Genomic DNA, 18,047 nt, shown 5'->3' with positions numbered 1-18,047 from the left:
ATCTTCAATGAGCACATCGCTTAGTAGAAAAAATGCATTTTATGGCCATTTCATAAATGGGCAATGGATATCCGATCAACATACAATCGCTGTTATGAACAAATATAACAAAGAAGAAATTGCCCGGATTGGCAGGGCGTCCCGCGAAATTGTTTCTGAAGCGGTGACCAATGCCTTGGAGACCTTTAATACGAGAAAGCTAGATTCCGATCAACGCTACGAGATTTTAATGCGTGCAGCGGATATCGCGAAAGAAAGAAAAGAAGAGCTGGCGATGATTCTGGTTCAGGAAGTCGGTAAAGTATTGAAGGATGCCAGAGGGGAAATCGATAGAGGAATTCAAACGATGATTGCATCAGCGGAAGAAGCAAAGCGGATTGCCGGTACAGGCGTTCCTTTGGGGCAGTCTGGAAACGACAATAAGATGGCTTTCACCATCCGGGTTCCTGTTGGAGTTATTGGTGCGATCACCCCGTTTAACTTCCCGTTCAATCTTACCATCCACAAGGTGGCTCCTGCGTTGGCAGCGGGAAATACAATCGTGTTGAAGCCGGCTGAAATGACGCCGCTCATTGCATGTAAGATAGCAGAAATCTTTTCCGAAGCTGGATTGCCCGCAGGTTTTCTGAATGTGGTCAACGGGTTTGGGCAGGAAACAGGTCAATATCTTTTGGAGGATGAACGAATTGCGATGTTCACTTTTACAGGGAGTCCCGGCGTAGGACGGCACATTAAGAGCAGTACGGGGATTCGTAAGGTTACTTTGGAATTAGGGAATAACTCCCCAAATATCATTCACAAGGATGTCCCTGATTTAGACAGAGCAGTTGAGCTCTGTGTCACGCGGGGGTATGTGAATGCAGGGCAAGCCTGCATCTCTGTGCAGCGCATCTACGTTCATAGAGATATCTGCGATGTGTTTGTGGAGAAGGCAGTCATGGTGGCACAGGGCTTGAAGGTCGGAAATCCTGCAGATTCTTCCACGGACATTGGTCCCATGATTTCCGAGAAGGAAGCAAGGCGTGCGGAAGAATGGATTCAGGAGGCTGAGCGTCTAGGTGCCAAAGTGCTATATGGAGGGAAAAGGAGGGATTCGATTCTAGAACCTACTATATTAATAGATGTGAAACCGGAAATGAAGGTAGTCTGCCAGGAAGTGTTCGCGCCGGTGATCAGCATCATTCCTTTCGATAGCATCGAGGAGGCTTTCCATCAGGCCAATGATACGAAGTTCGGCTTACAAGTTGGTTTATTTACATCCGATATCACTTTAGCCATGCGGGCAACACAGGAACTTCATTTTGGCGGTGTGATCATCAATGATGTTTCTACATACCGTGCCGACATCATGCCGTATGGCGGCGTGAAGGACAGCGGAATTGGCAAAGAAGGACCGCATTATGCCATGCAAGAGATGACAGACGAAAAGCTTGTCGTCATCAATCTATAGACTTTGGAGGTAAGGGATATGAGAAATACATGGGATTTTTACTCTACCGAAAGAATCGTATTTGGAAACGGGGCGATCGGGCAATTGGATTCAATCCTGCAAAGGTTAAAGGCGAAAAACATCTTGCTCGTTACTGACCCAGGGATCAAAAATGTAGGAATCGCAGACAGAATTTCATCGTTGTTGGAACATGCAAATTACGAAACAGTTATCTATGACCAGGTCGTACCGGAGCCTCCGGTAAATTCGGCGATAGACTGTTATGAGTTTGCTAAATCTCAAATGGATATTGATGCAGTAATTGGCCTTGGCGGAGGAAGCAGCATTGATATGGCGAAGATTGTTGCTTTGTTGGTCGCCCATGGCGGACATCCCTTGGACTATTACGGCGGAGAAAACCAGGTTCCTGGACCAATCGCCCCTCTTGTAGCGATTCCGACGACGGCTGGAACCGGTTCAGAAGTGACATCAGTGGCGGTATTGACCGATGTGGAAAATAACCTGAAAGTTGGTATCTCGGATAACTACTTAAGGCCAACCGTTGCTCTACTTGATCCAGAATTAACGTTAGGGCTTCCCGCTTATGTAACAGCTTGTTCCGGAATTGATGCTTTGTCACATGCGATAGAGGCATACACAGCCAAACCTTCTGCATATATCCAGGCAGAAGGAAACATTTTATTCCAAGGTTCAATCCCCATAAGCGATGCACTCGCCTACAGAGCTATTGAATTGATTGCAAAAAACCTGCCGATTGCGGTGCAGCAAGGGAGCAATCTCGAGGCACGTTCCAATATGCTAATGGGCAGCCTGCTTGCTGGAATGTCCTTTTCAAATGCAGGTACAGCAGCAGCCCATGCATTGGCTTACCCAATTGGAGGGCTTGTGAAGTCGCCGCATGGAGAGGTGACCGGGCTCTTGCTTCCATATGTCATGGAATATAATGCAGCTGTAGAAACAGAAAAAATGGTGAGGATTTCCCAGGCATTCAATGTTAACTCAGATGGCCTCTCCGATAAGGAAGCCGCTTTGGCTGCTTCAAAAGCAGTGGTTACCCTGCTTGGGGAAATTGGACTGCCTACAAAGCTGACGGAGATTGGGATCAAAGAAGAGGATATTCCCGAAATTGCTGAGAAGACCCTCCAAATCGATCGCCTGATTCGGAATAACCCAAGAATGCCTACCCAGCACAGTTTAGAAGAATTACTTAGAAAAGCTTTATAGATTGCTTGTAAAGGAATGGTGTCCCTGGAAGGGTAAGCATCATAACCATTCATGATGGATCTGCAGACCGGGGCGGAAAGGTTTTCACCATCTAATAGAATATAAATGGAGAGGAAGATGAAAATGTCTCTTATGCCTTTTACATATAGTATGCCGACACGGGTGGAGTGCGGTAACGGAATATCTGGAAAAACAGGAGAGCTAATTAAGGATTTAGGTGTATCGAGTGTGCTGATTGTAACAGATAAAGGGGTTAGAGGAGCCGGTCTCTTACAAGGCATTGAACAATCCCTTGCTTCTGCAAACCTTTTTTTTGAGATTTACGATGAGGTAGAGCCTAATCCATCAGCTCAAACAATCCAACAGGGGACAGTTTATCTTAAGCAACAAAAGATGGAGGCGGTTCTGGCTGTAGGTGGAGGAAGCAGCATTGACACAGCCAAGGGCATTGCGGCAATGGCTACTAACCCCGGCCATATCCTGGATTATGAAGGAGTTGGAAAGATTTCCAATCCCCCGCTCCCGATCATAGCAATCCCGACTACGGCTGGAACTGGCAGTGAAGCTACTAATTCGACAGTGGTAACGAATAAGGAAACTTCTTTTAAATTAGGTGTACTTAGTTCACTTCTGTTTCCAAAGCTAGCTATATTGGACCCGGCCCTTACAATGAATTTGCCTCAAGAGATTACTGCAGCTACTGGTATGGATGCTCTGACTCATGCAATTGAATCTTACACCTCCAAATCTGCCAACCCTGTCAGCAAGGCTTTCGCGATGCAGGCCATTAAGATGATCGGTGAAAATTTAACACGATCTTACTTTGTGGGAACGGACATGGAAAGCAGGGAAAACATGCTTGTAGCCTCCCTGTTAGCTGGTGCAGCCTTTTCACAATCCCGCCTGGGTAATGTACACGCCATTTCCCATACATTTGGAGGAGTCTTTAATATCCCGCATGGCATCGCAAATGCAGCACTATTGCCATTCGTCATGAGATTCAACCTGCCGGCATGCGAGGATCAGTATAGAGAAATTGCAATAGCTTTAGGAAGGGATGTAAGCGGTTTATCCAATGCGCAAGCAGCCGAGAAGGCAATCGAAACCATCATCGAAATGAATCGGAGCATGAATATTCCTCTTAACATTAAAGAGCTTGGAGTTTCATTGGACGTTTTGCCGAAATTAGTGGAAGATTCCATGCGAAGCGGTAATGTGGTCGTTAATCCAAGGCTGACGAAGGCATCGGATATCGAACTGATTATAGAGAAGGCTTATGAGGGGGACTTTGAAGGTTTTAATTATGGTAATCGAAATACAAGCAGTGCCAAAAGTTCAGAAACGGCCGTGAATGTATAAAACCTTTGAAAATCACCTGAAATTTTAGGGGATATGAATCAGTTTCCCCTTCCCGATTTTTATCGGACATATGGATTTCCCGCAGCATTTTTTCTACCTGAATATAATTATCTAATGAGGTGACGTATGAAAAAGACCAATGGAAGATGGCTTGTAGTGGTACTCCTTTTCGTCGCAACAACAATCAATTATATGGATAGGGCAATTCTTGGTATTGCAGGACCCTCGATGATGAAGGATCTTTCGCTTTCGGCAGTAGAATTCGGGATATTGGGGTCAGCGTTCTTTTGGTCGTATGCCCTAATGCAGATCCCGGTCGGGGTAATCGTTGATAAATTGGGGGCACGCTTAACGTATTCGATTGCCATCGTTTGGTGGTCGCTCTGTACGGTGTTTACTGGAATGGGGCGTTCGCTTGGCGGACTGATCGGTATCCGCGTTTTAATGGGAATCGGAGAGGCTCCGGCGTTTCCAACCAATACGCGCGTTATTTCAGACTGGCTGCCGTCACACGAACGGGGCATTGCAAACGGGATATTTAATTCTGGTACAGCTATCGGGATTGGCATAACAACACCCATTTTAGCTTGGATCATCCAGACTTGGGGATGGCAAGCATCCTTTGTGGTAATTGGATCCATCGGTTTTGTATGGCTGGCATTCTGGTTATTCTTTTTCAAAAACCATCCAGAGCAAAGTAAGATTGCAAACGAGGCCGAAGTAGCCTATATAAAAGAGGAGCAAACTCAAACCGAAAAAGCGAAGACACTAAACTTCTCACCATTTAAATTCTTTAAATTCAGAAGTGTTTACCCTATGTTATACGGCTTGTTCGCCCATAACTATCTTACGTATTTAATGATGACTTGGCTTCCCACTTATCTTGTAGTCGAAAGGGAAATGACTCTTTTAAAAGCCGGTTTTTTTACGATGCTACCTTGGATCATGTCCTTTCTGGGAAATATTTTAGGAGGGGTGTTGTCGGATTTCTTAATTAAAAGAGGCTGGAATTCCATCAAAGCAAGAAAAACTGTTTTAGCCATCGGCATGCTTTTTCCATTAGCCATAATACCGACTATCTATACAGACAGCGCCATAATGGCACTTACGTATATCTCAATAGCAATCGGCGGTGAAGGATTGGCTGCGGGTATTCTCTGGGCCACTGTTTCTGATGTTGCTCCAAAGGGTGCGGAAGGAAAGCTTGCAGGCCTGCAAAACTTCGTGGGGAACCTCGCTGGCTGGATTGCCCCAGTAGCAACAGGGATCTTAATAGCGAAGTTCAATAATTTCAATATAGCCCTGATCATACCTGTAGTCATTTGCCTAATTGCTGCTGTGGGGTATGCATTCGTTCTTAAAAATGAAAGGATTTCAATTAACACGGACATTGACGGGGGAACTAAAGTTTCAGGACTCTAATCTTTTTGTGTATTTAATGAAGGGCTTTGCAAATCCAACGAAAAAAGGAGACATATATTTATGCTGAAAACTAGTGGATTGGTCAATTTAACTGAACTGAAAATGTATGTAAACGGTGAATGGACTGAAGCACATAACGGAGAAACTTTACCAGTAACAAATCCTTCAACAGGGAAAGTTGTGGCAAGAATTCCAAATGGAGGACGCCAAGAAACGAATGCGGCAATAACAGCTGCTGAGGAAGCGTTTAAAACCTGGTCAAAACTGACAGCACAGGAACGCAGTAAATATCTAAAGAAATTGCATGACCTTATGCATGAATATAAAGATGAATTAGCAGAAATCATGAGTATGGAAATGGGCAAGCCCTTTACGGAAGCCCGGGGTGAAGTGGATTTTGCTGCAAGCTACCTGGAATGGTTTGCTGAAGAGGGCCGCCGGATTTATGGGGAAACGATCCCTGCTTCTGCCGTAAATAAAAGGCTATCGGTGATTCGCCAGCCGATTGGAGTGGTTGCTTCCATTACCCCTTGGAACTTCCCGTTGGCCATGATGACGCGGAAAGTGGGGCCTGCCATGGCTGCTGGATGTACAGTCATTGTCAAACCTGCAAAACAATCTCCTATTAGTGCATTAGCGTTTGGTAAATTGGTAGAAATGGCGGGAGTGCCTGCCGGAGTGGTCAGTATCGTGACAGGGAGTGCCGGACCTATCTCGGATGAAATTTTTGGAAACCCGGTAGTAAGGAAAATATCTTTTACCGGATCTACTGAAGTAGGAAAATTGCTGGTTACCAAGTCAGCCCCGCAGCTCAAGAGACTTTCCCTTGAGCTTGGAGGACACGCTCCCTTCATCGTTTTTGAAGATGCTGATTTGGAAGCCGCAGCAGCTGGTGCCGTTGCAAGCAAATTCAGGAACACCGGACAAACGTGCGTATGCGCCAATCGAATTTACGTCCACCGTTCTGTCATCGATGAATTCTCTTTACTTTTTGTTGAAAAAGTAAAAGCTCTAAAAGTCGGAAATAGCATCGATCCAACCGTTGAAGTCGGGCCCCTTGTCAGCAGTGATGGCCTGGAAAAGGTAGAGGAACATGTACAAGATGCCTTGGAAAAAGGTGCCAGACTTCTTTGTGGCGGACAAAGAGGTGAAGGGGAATTGGCTGATGGATTATTCTATGAACCGACCGTACTGGGTGGTGTGAACAAGGATATGCTCATCACATACCAGGAAACATTTGGACCGGTCGCACCAATCATCCCGTTTGATACAGAAGAAGAGGTGATCGAACTTGCCAACAATACAGAGTACGGGCTGGCCGCTTATTTTTACACACAGAATATAAGCAGGGGAGTCAGGGTATCCGAAGCTCTGGAGTTTGGCATCATCGGCTACAACGACGCAATTCCCACCGTTGCACAAGCCCCATTTGGCGGCATGAAAGAAAGCGGCATGGGGAGGGAAGGTGGCCATCAAGGCCTAGAAGAATATTTAGAAGAAAAATATATATCGATGGGTTTTTAAAATAGGGCAAGAAAAGGCTTAAGGTGAAGTAGAATCCTTAAGCCTTTCCTTATTTTCCTCATAAAAAGACTTAATTCAACACACGCTCCCCATTGATTAACAAACCTTAAGTTACAGAGCCTAAGGCCAGGTTGCTTTAAATCCTAAGACAAATATAAAATATCCTGAATTTTTGAATTGGTAACATGCAAATTCGCTTAATTGTGACAAAGGAAGGTGCAAAGATGAATGTTTCAGATATAGAATTGACAAGATTACCGAAGAGTTTATAGATAAAGGTAATGTTAGAAAAGACTTTGTGAAAATAATTGAAACAGAACCGGAACTTGATTCGAATGTATTAACGTAGAAAGAGGATTTTACTATGATGCAGAAGAAGAGAAAATATTAGACCTATATGGAAGCCATCATCCCTAACTTGATAAGCCTTTCCTGTTTGCTATAATTACCCTGTTCGTAAAAGTAAACAAAAAATAGATGGGTAAAAATCAAGTAAAAATTTAAAACACTGAATTACAAAAGAAACATCTAATTATTTAAGAATTAACTAATAGTCTTTTGCCCCATACTAAGTAAAAAGCAGGCAGAGGTGTGTGATGATTAACTTTCATTCAAAAAAAAAGAAATCTAAAATAGAAGAAAACACAGAAAAAGAAAATGTGATTTTTTCGTGTAATTTACAGGAAAACAGCACCTATCTGAAAAACATTTTTTCTTATCCCGATAACTCCGACCTTGGAGTGCGTCCTATATATGTGCCTTCACAAAATAAAGATGCCCACTTTTTTTTTATGAGGGGGATGGTGGATGCCACCCTCATTGACCACGCCATTTCTTCTTTGCAAGAAAAGGAAATACAAATAGAAGTGGGCGAAGATTTAACCGAGGTGATAAGCAAATCGATTCTTACAGGAAATCAAGTCTCCACCCTTATAGAAAGGAAAGAAGCCGTCTCCGCTTTATTGGACGGACAAACCATTATCCTGATGGAAGGGTCATCACGCGTTCTATCGCTTCAAACAGCCAAATATGACAGTCGAAGCGTGGATAAGCCGCAATCGGAAAACGTGATTAAAGGGTCAAATGAGGCGTTTGTGGAGTCAGGAACCGTCAACGTCTCCCTCATTAGAAAAAGGCTCCGTGACGAATCCTTAGTGACGGAAACGCTTTATATCGGAAATGGCAAGAAGACGAAAATCAGCCTGATGTATTTGAAAAATGTGATGGATTTTGATTTATTGAATCAAATCAAAGAACGCGTATCACGGATTGACGTGGACTATATCGAGGATGTATCGGTACTGGAGCAACACCTGGAAGAAAGGGCGTACTCCCTTGTTCCGACCATTCTCTATACGGAACGACCTGACAGGGCAACGTCCTTCATACGGGAGGGGAATGCAATCATCCTCATGGAGAATTCACCCGCCGCGATTGTGGCGCCCGCTACTTTTTGGTCATTTTTTCACACGTCGGAAGATTATTACCTGAGATGGGCCTATGGAAACTTCATACGTTTGATTCGATTGTTTTCGGTCTTCATCGCCCTTTTCACACCCAGTTTGTACGTGGCGATCGTGAATTTCCACAGTGCCATGATTCCAACCGACCTTCTTCTTGCCATTGCCGCAACAAGGGAAACCGTCCCGTTTCCTGTCATTTTTGAAATCATCATGATGGAATCGGCTTTTGAAATCTTACGGGAAGCGGGAATCAGGATTCCGACACCGATGGGTTCGACGATTGGAATCGTAGGGGCACTCATTTTAGGTCAGGCAGCCGTCGATGCCAATATCATCTCCCCGATTTTGGTCATCGTGGTTTCGATAACGGGTCTTGCCTCCTTTGCCATACCGAATGTATCGTTTAGCTTTGCGGTTCGGATTATGCGTTTCGCTTTTCTTATACTTGCCTCCTTTATGGGACTTTTCGGTGTCATGATGGGGACCATCATGTGTGTGGCCTATCTATCCACCCTCACTTCTTTTGGTGTGCCGTACCTCGCACCCACCATTCCTTTTTTACCCTCGTCTAAAGATACGATAGGAAGAAAGGTTTCCTGGAAGGAACGAATCAAGCCGATGTATCTGCATCCGAAGAAAGCGAAAGAAAATTCAAAAACGAAAGGAAAGAGAGGGCTATGAACCAGAAGAAATCGTATAAACTCGGAAAAAGAGAAATCATCTCGTTGCTTTTGCCCGTCATCGGAATCAAGTTTGCAGATATGACGCCCACTTTGCTGTTCGACGAAACGGAAACGGCCAGTTGGATGGCGATACTCGTTTCCGCTCTTTGTTTTCTTCTTTCCTTTCTTGTTTTTTTAAGCGTGATGAAGAAATACCCTCATAAGGGATTAATCGACGTGTTTCACTTGATTTTCGGAAAACCCTTAGGTTTCCTAGTGGGATTGATTTTCTTTCTTCTTTTCCTAATCGGAACTGCCGTCGATACCCGAAGCTATGTGAATATCATTTCCACTCTTTATTTTCCTAAAACACCCCTTTTTGTTATTTATTTCCTTCTCTTTATTGTGTGTGTTTTTCTCGCAAAAAGAGGACTGGAAGGAATCACGCGAACCAGTTTCATTTTTCTTTTTTCGATTAAAGGAGGGTTATTGCTTCTCATTATCCTGCTTTGGGATCGGCTTGAATTTTCGTATCTTTTTCCGATTTTCGGACGAACATGGGAAAATATTTTTATTACAGGGTTCAAGTTTATGCCGCTTTTCGTGGAAATCATGGCACTTGCCGTCTTCATGACTTTTTTTAGAGATTTTTCCACCTATAAAAAATCGAGCCTCATCAGTTTTGCTATCGTTTGTTTCGAACTGGTCACATTTTTCTTGTTTTATATCATGCTGTACGACGTGCCGCTGGTGACGGAAATCACCTATCTGTTTCATGAAACGACCCGAAATGTTTCGGCAGGACGCTTTTTAGCGAACCCTGAAACCATCTTTTTACCGATTTGGCTTCTTTCGACCTTTATCCGTTTTTCTTTTTATCTGTATATCACCACCGCCCTCTTTTCCTATTTGTTTCAAATCAAAAAAATCGAGCCCCTTTTAATTCCCTTTGCCGCGCTTCTCATCTGTCTAGGCATGCTGCCAGAAAATCCCGTAGAATCGGAATACATCATAAGGGAAAACGTGATTTTCCGTTTCGGTTCCTTCTATTTCTTTTTCTTGCCCTTCATTATGTGGATCTTTGCGAAAAGAAAGGAGGGGAAAACATGAAAAAGTGGATACTAGTCTTGCCGCTTCTTTTTTTAACAGGGTGCTGGGATAAAATAGAGTTGGAAGAGCAGGCGTTTGTTGTGGTAGTGGGTTTGGACAAAGGGAAAAATGGGACGCTCGATGTAACCTATCAAATTGCCAATCCACAAGTCGGTTCAACGGACCGTTCTAAAGCGGAGAAAGAAAAAGCATCGGAAATCGTGACGCTCTCTGCCCCGAACCTTGCGGTCGCCACGCAACTCGCTAATGTAAGCATAACAAGGAACGTATCCCTCTCGCATGTGAAAGCGTTAATCGTCGGAGAGGAACTCGCGAAAGATAACATGTTTCTGCATATATCGGAAACCATCACAAAAGAAAGGGGACTGAGGGAAAACGTGTTGTTTTTGGTATCGAAAGAGAACGCTTCTTCTTTTATCAGAAACAACAAAACGCCTTTTGAAACAAGACCTCACAAATTTTACGATTTGATGGGTCAAAGGTGGAAAGAGACGGGATTTGTTCCTTTATCGACGTATCAAATGTATTTAAAAAATACGCAGCACGATGCGGGTGCCTTTTTAGCCATTTATGGCACAGCCAAAAATAGACATCAACAGGTAAAGAAAGAAGATGATGAAAGTGTAGCGGGTGGGGTAAACATCCGATCAGGAAGCCACACACAATCCATCGGTTCGGTTGTGTTCAAGAATGGAAAAGCGATTGGAAAGTTGACGGGTGAAGAAACGAGGTTAACCCTCATGTTGCAACAAGATTCAGATGTAGAAGAATTAACGACCGCTTTTATGGATCCCGTCAAAACAAATAAAACGATTGGGACACGGATTTATATTGAAAAAAAGGCCAAAATAAACGTCAATACTAAAAAATCAAGTCCCGTCATTACAGCGACCGTTCCCGTGAAAGTGGATCTCGTTTCTGTTCCGAGTTTGGTTAATTACTCAACGAATACCGAGAATGGAGACAGGCTGAAAAGCCATATCGAAAAGGAATTGGAAAGGAAAACGCAAAACGTGGTGAAGAAATCGCAAGAAAAGCTGAAAGTGGATATTTTTGAATTTTATTATATGGCAAGGCGGAAATTTCTCACGATGAAACAATACGAAGCCTACAATTGGATGGAAAACTATCCGAAAGCCACAGTCATCATTCATTACGAGGTGGAGTTATACCAATTTGGAGAACAAGTTGTACCCACCAATCGACAACGTGTAAGGGATTGATATCATGGGTATTCTGGTAAATATTTTACTGGTTTTTATTATCATCTACACATTTAAGCAGGGGAATACCGTAGGCAAAGAAGTTGGAAATAAAGCCAAATACGCGGTTTGGTTCTTAGCTCTCTCCCTTGCTTGCCTACAAGGAATCTTTTTATTTCAGTGAAAGCACATTGATTGTCGTCCTAAGCGAAGGTGTTTTCTGACAGGCAAAGGTTATAAAAAGACTGAGTCACTCAGTCTTTTTTCTAAACGTGTATTCAATCTTTTGGTCCACCTTTATCCTCGGCCTTTTAAAGCTGTGCGACAATCGGCTGCATTCGTGAAGATGTTTTTCTCTAACAGGAGATTAGTTCATTAAATGAGATAGGAATTACTCTGCTGCTACTTTATACTCAACTAACGGGGTGACAGTTGGTCAGAATATATTGAATAAGGAAAAAGAGTCGGCAAAGCGACCCTCCTCTAAGATTCTCTGTATTTAACTTATTAAGTATTTATTCAACGTTTGTTGTAAAGTTCCTAATGTTTGTGCTTTTTCATTTAATCTCATTCCTAAGCGTATCATATTGCTAGCCACTTCAGCTCTTAACCCGGTAATCACAGAGGTACATCCCATTAATGAAGTGCCACGATAGAAAAATTCATCAAGAACCAGGCACTACAAAAAATTTTCATCATATATAGGTGATATCCGTTCGGATTTGATGAGGAGGATATCATGCAACCTATGTTACCTATGGAAAAATATTTTGGGCAGTTTGAACTGGTGCATGCTTTTTATGGGGCTATGCCTACAGGTGTCAGCGTTTCCGAAACCGGTCGTATTTTTGTATGCTTTCCGAAATGGGGAGACGACGTTCAATTTACTGTGGCAGAAATTGTTGAGGGTGAATTGCAGCCTTATCCCAGTGTAGAAACCAATTTAGTTAATATTGGGAATATTACGATGTCTTTCGTCAGTGTCCAAAGTATCGTTGCTGATGGAAGAGGAACACTTTGGGTACTAGATACAGGGGCACCAAATTTTTCCGAACCTATTCAAGGGGGAGCAAAATTAGTTGCTGTTGATTTAAGCACGAATACAATAAGGAGAGTATATACCTTTACAAAAGAGGTTGTCTTGCCAACAACTTATCTGAATGATGTCCGTTTGGATTTTCGGGTTGGAAGAGCAGGCTATGCATATATAACGGATTCTTCTTCCAGAGGTCCAGGGGCTATTATCGTCGTAGATTTAGAAAATGGGAACGCGTTTAGACGGTTAAATGGGGCAATATCAACTTCACCTGATCCCTATTTTTTACCGAAAGTAGAAGGTGAAATTTTGATGAATCGAAACCCGGACGGCTCGACTTTCCCATTTAGATTGGCTTCCGATAGTTTAGCGATTTCTTCTGATGGAAAGGTTTTATTTTATGCTCCGCTAACCAGCCGTCAGCTGTTCTCGATCTCAACAGAAGCCCTAAGAGACAGAAGGATACAGGACCTGAATTTATCCCAATATGTGCAGTATTTGGGGGAAAAAGGTGCGTCTGATGGAATGATCACCAGCGCAAAAGGAATCGTTTATGCGGGAGACTATGAAAACAATAGTATCCGGAAGATATTGCCGAATGGCGCAATGGAAACCATCGCACATGACCCGAGAATTTTATGGCCGGATACATTTTCGATTGGTCCCGATCAATACTTATATGTCATAGTGAATCAATTACATCGGCAGGCGAGATTTCATTATGGAAGAGACCTCCGGGAAAAACCATATAGTTTACTTCGTATGAGAATTGATGAATTCCCTGCTCCTACCTTTTCATAGTAATCGTTAACGAAGGTAGCTATCCCCCACTAGGGAGCTGCCTTTTTTGTAAGATATTCCCGCAACTGTCCTATAATAAAGAGGTGACTTAATTCAAATTGAAAAGCCTGCTTCATCTATGACTTTAAAATATAAATAAAGCACCATAGGCATGAAGCTACATAAGTATCAACTTACGGTAAGAGGAAAAGTTTTGAACAAAACTAGGAGGTAATCATGGGAAGATTAGTTCACCTCGAAATTCATGTGGATGACATGGAACGGGCAAAGAAATTTTACAAAAGCGGAAGCGGGACGCGTTTGCATGGGCGGTCTTGCTAAAGCGAACGCCCAAAGGGCACAAGGTACGACAGAAGCGGAAATCATCAGGTTAAAAGGGGGAGCAGAAGCAGAAGCCAAGCAGAAAATAGCTGAAGCTTTTGAACAGTTCGGGCAAGCCGCCGTAATGGACATGATTTTTTGAAAATGCTGCCGGAACATGCAAAACAAGTGGCTTTTATCTTTGGTTCATTCACAGTTAGAACATGGCTACGTTACTTACGACTTAGAAAGCGTTATGAATTTAATTTTTAACCTAAAATTTCCAAAAACAGCCCACCCTTTAAAGTTTGAGCTGTTTTTGGATTTCTAGCTATTGATTGTTGAAATTATTCCTGTGAAGTAGGATCGGAGAGGTACACTGATAATATTGAATATTTACAGTGGGAATGGTATTGGAGTTGGATAAGCATGTATGTTTTATTACATATTTCATATAGGATTTTCACTAGACTTAGAGGTTAGTAATAGTGAAAAAATTAAGCACAAGGCGCTGGCCGATAAAAAGAAGAGAGCATCTGTAAACTACAAAGATGCCCTCCTGATTTTCTCCAAGATCCATTATTAATTTCGTAATTCTGTACAAAGAAGTATTTAGTCTACCGGACGGTCATCAAAATCATAGTCTACCGTGCCAGGAGCTACACGAGCATTTGTTAATGCCGGAGTTTCCGGACGGGCAATTTGATAAACACTTGCACCGACAATTTCAGCTGCTTGCTGCAATTTTTCTTTCGATATCTTATCCAGTGTATCTGTAGGCTGGTGATACCAAGGCTCTACAGGGGAATGGATAAACAAGGCGGATGGAATGCCAAGCTCATGGAATGGTTGGTGGTCACTCCTGCCCAGCTGTCCATAAGGAATCGCAACATCCATCGTTCTGGCCCCTGCTGAGGAACCCAGGTCCGTCACAAGGTTTTTCATTCCATCAATGGTATACATAATCAAACCACCTGCAGGATTATCCTCGCCAGCATCACGTCCGCCTATCATATCCATTTGGAAGTGAGCCACCATGCGGTCTACATCCTCTTTGGGAAGGGAATCAGCATAGAAGGATGATCCAACGAGCCCTCTTTCTTCAGATCCGAACGTGAGGAAGCGAATTTCAGTGTCAATTGGGGTTTTGGCCAGGATCCTTGCCAGTTCCAGCACAGCTGATACACCAGAAGCATCATCGTTTGCACCAGGGCCGCCCGGGACAGAATCATGATGGGCTCCAACAGTCACGATTTGACCATTATCCTTATTGGCTTTTGGTTTTAAGGAAGCGATGACATTGTAGGATGTCTTTTCGATTCTTTCAGCTTTTCCCACTTCAAGAGTGGACGTGATTTGTTTAGTTTTAAGCTGTTCGACCAACTCTAACCCTTGGGCTTGGGTAATGGCTACAGCAGGTATATTTTGCCCCGCTGATACTTGTCCGAAATTATTTCCTGATGGTGAGTTGTTGTACATTAAAACGCCCACCGCTCCTTTATTTAGGACATTCTGAACCTTTTCAACAAAGGTAATGTCCCCACGTTCAACTAGTGCAATTTTCCCAGATACATTTTCTCCAACTTCCTCTGGCTTTGCTTTGCCAACATTAACAAGTTCGGCGGTTACCTTTCCGCTGATACTGCCGCTAAGGGCACGCGGTGTACCTCCTAAATCACTGTCACCAATTTTCACTTTTACATTTTGCACCGTATCATAGATGTGAAAAGGCTGAACCTTTGTTTCGAAACCAAGACTCTTAAACTGACTTTCTATGTATTTGACTGCACGGAGCTCCCCTTCTGTACCAGCAGCTCTCGGTTGCTCTGATAGATAGGCAATCGTATTATACATATTGTCCGCACTAATTTTTTTGATAACTTTGTTATCAAAAGCTGTGTCAGACTGGGCATTTATTGCTCCGCTAGTTTGTGCAAATACTGTACCGGTTGATAGAACCATACCCGCAGCTAATAGTACTGTTAGTGATTTTCTATACATATAATCCCTCCTTATTCATAATCTTCCTAATTATGTATTTAACTGAATAGTTTGTAAATGAGTCATTAGTCTTTAAATTCCGAATATCAATCGGTTTCTGACACCCGCTCTCCCTTAAGATTATGCCGCAAAGAAAAAGCGATCCTTCTTAATGAAGAATCGCATCATGTATTGAAGCCGTCAATATATTGTATTGTAAAAAAATGATCAAACATTCAAATCTATCAACCTCATTTTAACCTAACTTTTGAAAAGCAATATGATTTCGAAGTGAAGAAAATGGCCGATGCCGACCGTTATGCGGTAGAGCAGGCAGGCTCCGCCAACAAGATGAAACAGATTAAAGAAGCGGATACCGATAAGTATAAAATTGAAGCCGTGGCAAAAGCGGAAGCGGTGCGAATGGCGGGGCTAATAAAGTGACTGGGTATGCAACGGATTTAATGGCATCCTTGCAGGAGTCATTAAAAGCATCGAATTGATGTCAAAGACTTACTTGAGAATTTCTCGGGAAACTGAAATTTACCATTCACCACCATCAGCAGGAGAATGTGGAAGCGAGCATGAATATGTCAGCAAGCAAGGAAGAGTAACGGTTAAGAATTAAATGAAGAAAGGTAAGAACACAAAGATACTCTTACCTTTTTTTGAATAGTTCTAGTTTAAAAAGGCAGGATTGGTTTATCTGACCTTTATACTTAATTTTTTAAAATAAGTGATATATCAAAAGTTGCAGATAAGGATAAACAACGTTTAGATCCAATAACTAAGATGATTTATTTAGAGTTGGATAAAGAAAAAAGGATACATTACATAATGAAAATAAAAATTTGAGGATATTATAACAGTAGAAATAGCTTATGTAACAGTTAAAAACTGATTTAAAACATTACTAGAGGTCGATAAAAGTAAACTATTAATCTATTTGAATTGTATTTAAACAGTAAGCTCATTCTTAATAGGATCAAGCTAAAAATCTTCCTACTATTATATATAATAGTAGGAATTAATTGAACTTAGGTGTGTTAAAAAGGCCCGTACCTAATCAAATGAGCTATAATTACAGCTATAATCCCTATTCCATATTGTATAAGAATTAGTGGACAGACCCATTTTGCCCAACGTATCCAAGGAATCCCTGCAAGGGTTATAGCCGCCATGAAATACCCTGATGTTGGAAAAATAATATTCCCAATTCCATCCGCTATGGAAAATGAAAGTACAGTTGTCTGTCTAGTAACCCCAATTAAATCTGCCAAAGGTCCCATAATGGGCATAGTTAAAGCAGCTTGTCCACTTCCAGATGGAACTACAAAGTGAATAAGAGCTTGGAGTATAAACATTCCTCCAGCACTAAAAACAGAAGGAACATGTTGAAGGACAGAGGAAGTATGATGTAAAATCGTATCGATGATATGTCCTTGTTCAAGAACGATTAATATAGCTCTAGATACTCCAATGACTAGGGCTCCTGTAATTAACCCCGCTGAACCTTTCATAAAAGAATGAACGATTTGATCTGCTGAAAGTCTGCCGACAAAACCAATGAGAATTGCTAGTATAATAAAGAGAGCTGCAATTTCTGTAATATACCAATGAAATTTGATTACACCAAATGCTAAAAAGATGAAATTAAGTAAAAAACAAAAGAGAACCCATTTATGTCTTCTTTCAAAAATAACAGGCGAGTTCAGTATTTGCTCTAAGTTTATATCCTGATAACCGCCAAAATACCCAATAGAACGGTCTTTTTTGACTTTCATGGCATGTCTGTAAACAAATCCAACCCCTACTACATACATAACAATAAATAATAAAATCCGATATGTGATTCCAGAGAAAAGTGGAAGGCCAGCGATTCCTTGGGCAATGCCAACGGTAAAAGGGTTCATGACTGCAGTTGTAAAACCAATTGAAGCTCCTATTAATACGATGGCTGTTCCAGTAAATACATCAAATCCTAGAGCGATGGCAAGAGGAATAAGAATTGGAATATAGGCTAGGGTTTCTTCAGCCATTCCCATAAGAGACCCTCCCAATGCAAAGAATAACATCATAACGGGAATTAACCATTTCTCCTTGTTAGCGAACTTTCTTGACATAACTACCATTAAAGTCTCGATTGTACCGGTAGCTGTAAGGACTCCGAATGTACCTCCAATAATAAAAACATAAAAGATGATATCGGCTGCTTCCACCATTCCGGTGTGTATGGCTTTGAAATAACTAAAGAATTGAACGGGTGATTGATCTATTCTGGTAAAGGATCCTGCATCTACTATTTCACGTCCGTTTTGTTCAACCCTTTCATACTCTCCTGCCGGAATAATGTGGGTTAATATAGTGGCAACCAATAGCACGAATAACAGCAAAACAAATACGTTGATTGTTCTACTTTTATTTGTTTTTTCACTCTTCACCTCTTCTATTTTCTGTTGTAATTGAACCAAGTTATTTCCTCCCTCTTTTTAAATTCATCACATTACTTTTGTT

At 42.1% G+C, this 18,047-nt stretch carries 12 protein-coding genes and 2 pseudogenes; 12 read left to right on the top strand and 2 right to left on the bottom strand.

The features are described 5' to 3' along the window. Positions 1 to 7 precede the first annotated feature (7 nt). The 11 genes and pseudogenes from OTG27_RS03285 to OTG27_RS03240 form a co-directional block, all read left to right on the top strand. A complete protein-coding gene (locus OTG27_RS03285; RefSeq protein ID WP_268936202.1) occupies positions 8 to 1,450 on the top strand; it encodes an aldehyde dehydrogenase family protein in 1,443 nt (480 codons plus the stop codon). 18 nt (positions 1,451 to 1,468) lie between these two features. Then, positions 1,469 to 2,674, top strand: coding sequence for a hydroxyacid-oxoacid transhydrogenase (locus OTG27_RS03280; protein WP_268936201.1), 1,206 nt, complete (start codon positions 1,469 to 1,471; stop codon positions 2,672 to 2,674). Positions 2,675 to 2,791: 117 nt separating this feature from the next. Next, the gene (locus OTG27_RS03275; protein ID WP_268936200.1) at positions 2,792 to 4,033 is read left to right on the top strand and encodes an iron-containing alcohol dehydrogenase; all 1,242 of its coding nucleotides are present in this window, start codon (positions 2,792 to 2,794) and stop codon (positions 4,031 to 4,033) included. 126 nt (positions 4,034 to 4,159) lie between these two features. After that, a complete protein-coding gene (locus OTG27_RS03270) occupies positions 4,160 to 5,455 on the top strand; it encodes an MFS transporter (protein WP_268936199.1) in 1,296 nt (431 codons plus the stop codon). Positions 5,456 to 5,515: 60 nt separating this feature from the next. Next, on the top strand, positions 5,516 to 6,979 hold the full coding sequence (locus OTG27_RS03265) for an NAD-dependent succinate-semialdehyde dehydrogenase (RefSeq protein WP_268936198.1): 1,464 nt from the start codon (positions 5,516 to 5,518) through the stop codon (positions 6,977 to 6,979). Between the two features lie 596 nt (positions 6,980 to 7,575). Next, complete coding sequence (locus tag OTG27_RS03260) at positions 7,576 to 9,123, top strand: spore germination protein (protein ID WP_268936197.1); 1,548 nt, start codon at positions 7,576 to 7,578, stop codon at positions 9,121 to 9,123. Then, the gene (locus tag OTG27_RS03255; protein ID WP_268936196.1) at positions 9,120 to 10,214 is read left to right on the top strand and encodes a GerAB/ArcD/ProY family transporter; all 1,095 of its coding nucleotides are present in this window, start codon (positions 9,120 to 9,122) and stop codon (positions 10,212 to 10,214) included. Before OTG27_RS03260 ends, OTG27_RS03255 begins: the two co-directional genes overlap by 4 nt. Then, on the top strand, positions 10,211 to 11,437 hold the full coding sequence (locus OTG27_RS03250) for a Ger(x)C family spore germination protein (RefSeq protein ID WP_268936195.1): 1,227 nt from the start codon (positions 10,211 to 10,213) through the stop codon (positions 11,435 to 11,437). Before OTG27_RS03255 ends, OTG27_RS03250 begins: the two co-directional genes overlap by 4 nt. A 718-nt stretch (positions 11,438 to 12,155) precedes the next feature. Continuing rightward, a complete protein-coding gene (locus OTG27_RS03245) occupies positions 12,156 to 13,253 on the top strand; it encodes an L-dopachrome tautomerase-related protein (protein WP_268936194.1) in 1,098 nt (365 codons plus the stop codon). 216 nt (positions 13,254 to 13,469) lie between these two features. Next, positions 13,470 to 13,574: a VOC family protein gene (locus tag OTG27_RS26625; protein ID WP_374941235.1), complete on the top strand. Its 105-nt coding sequence runs from the start codon at positions 13,470 to 13,472 to the stop codon at positions 13,572 to 13,574. Next, positions 13,534 to 13,748: pseudogene (locus OTG27_RS03240) on the top strand (flotillin family protein); the annotation flags it as partial. The gene OTG27_RS26625 and the pseudogene OTG27_RS03240, both read left to right, overlap by 41 nt. Positions 13,749 to 14,165: 417 nt before the next feature. Here the strand turns inward: OTG27_RS03240 and OTG27_RS26450 are convergent. Next, positions 14,166 to 15,554 carry a M28 family peptidase gene (locus tag OTG27_RS26450; RefSeq protein WP_307729998.1) on the bottom strand — a complete coding sequence of 463 codons (1,389 nt, stop codon included), beginning with the start codon at positions 15,552 to 15,554 and terminating at the stop codon, positions 14,166 to 14,168. A 249-nt stretch (positions 15,555 to 15,803) separates the two neighbouring features. Here OTG27_RS26450 and OTG27_RS26445 point away from each other — a divergent pair. Next, positions 15,804 to 16,073 (top strand): annotated as a pseudogene (locus OTG27_RS26445) (flotillin family protein); the annotation flags it as partial. 506 nt (positions 16,074 to 16,579) lie between these two features. Here the strand turns inward: OTG27_RS26445 and OTG27_RS03220 are convergent. Next, positions 16,580 to 18,004, bottom strand: a complete 1,425-nt coding sequence (locus tag OTG27_RS03220) for a YfcC family protein (protein WP_307729997.1) — start codon at positions 18,002 to 18,004, stop codon at positions 16,580 to 16,582. Positions 18,005 to 18,047: the final 43 nt, after the last annotated feature.

This window comes from Peribacillus sp. AS_2 (genome assembly GCF_026891895.1).
In the GTDB taxonomy this organism is placed as follows: domain Bacteria; phylum Bacillota; class Bacilli; order Bacillales; family DSM-1321; genus Peribacillus; species Peribacillus frigoritolerans.
Note: the sequence above shows the minus strand (reverse complement) of the source record. Positions and strands in the feature narration are given on the sequence as shown.

Coding starts and splice junctions, on each gene's coding strand:
- OTG27_RS03285 (WP_268936202.1), top strand. CDS start 8: ATGAGCACATCGCTTAGTAGAAAAAATGCATTTTATGGCCATTTCATA.
- OTG27_RS03280 (WP_268936201.1), top strand. CDS start 1,469: ATGAGAAATACATGGGATTTTTACTCTACCGAAAGAATCGTATTTGGA.
- OTG27_RS03275 (WP_268936200.1), top strand. CDS start 2,792: ATGAAAATGTCTCTTATGCCTTTTACATATAGTATGCCGACACGGGTG.
- OTG27_RS03270 (WP_268936199.1), top strand. CDS start 4,160: ATGAAAAAGACCAATGGAAGATGGCTTGTAGTGGTACTCCTTTTCGTC.
- OTG27_RS03265 (WP_268936198.1), top strand. CDS start 5,516: ATGCTGAAAACTAGTGGATTGGTCAATTTAACTGAACTGAAAATGTAT.
- OTG27_RS03260 (WP_268936197.1), top strand. CDS start 7,576: ATGATTAACTTTCATTCAAAAAAAAAGAAATCTAAAATAGAAGAAAAC.
- OTG27_RS03255 (WP_268936196.1), top strand. CDS start 9,120: ATGAACCAGAAGAAATCGTATAAACTCGGAAAAAGAGAAATCATCTCG.
- OTG27_RS03250 (WP_268936195.1), top strand. CDS start 10,211: ATGAAAAAGTGGATACTAGTCTTGCCGCTTCTTTTTTTAACAGGGTGC.
- OTG27_RS03245 (WP_268936194.1), top strand. CDS start 12,156: ATGCAACCTATGTTACCTATGGAAAAATATTTTGGGCAGTTTGAACTG.
- OTG27_RS26625 (WP_374941235.1), top strand. CDS start 13,470: ATGGGAAGATTAGTTCACCTCGAAATTCATGTGGATGACATGGAACGG.
- OTG27_RS26450 (WP_307729998.1), bottom strand. CDS start 15,554: ATGTATAGAAAATCACTAACAGTACTATTAGCTGCGGGTATGGTTCTA.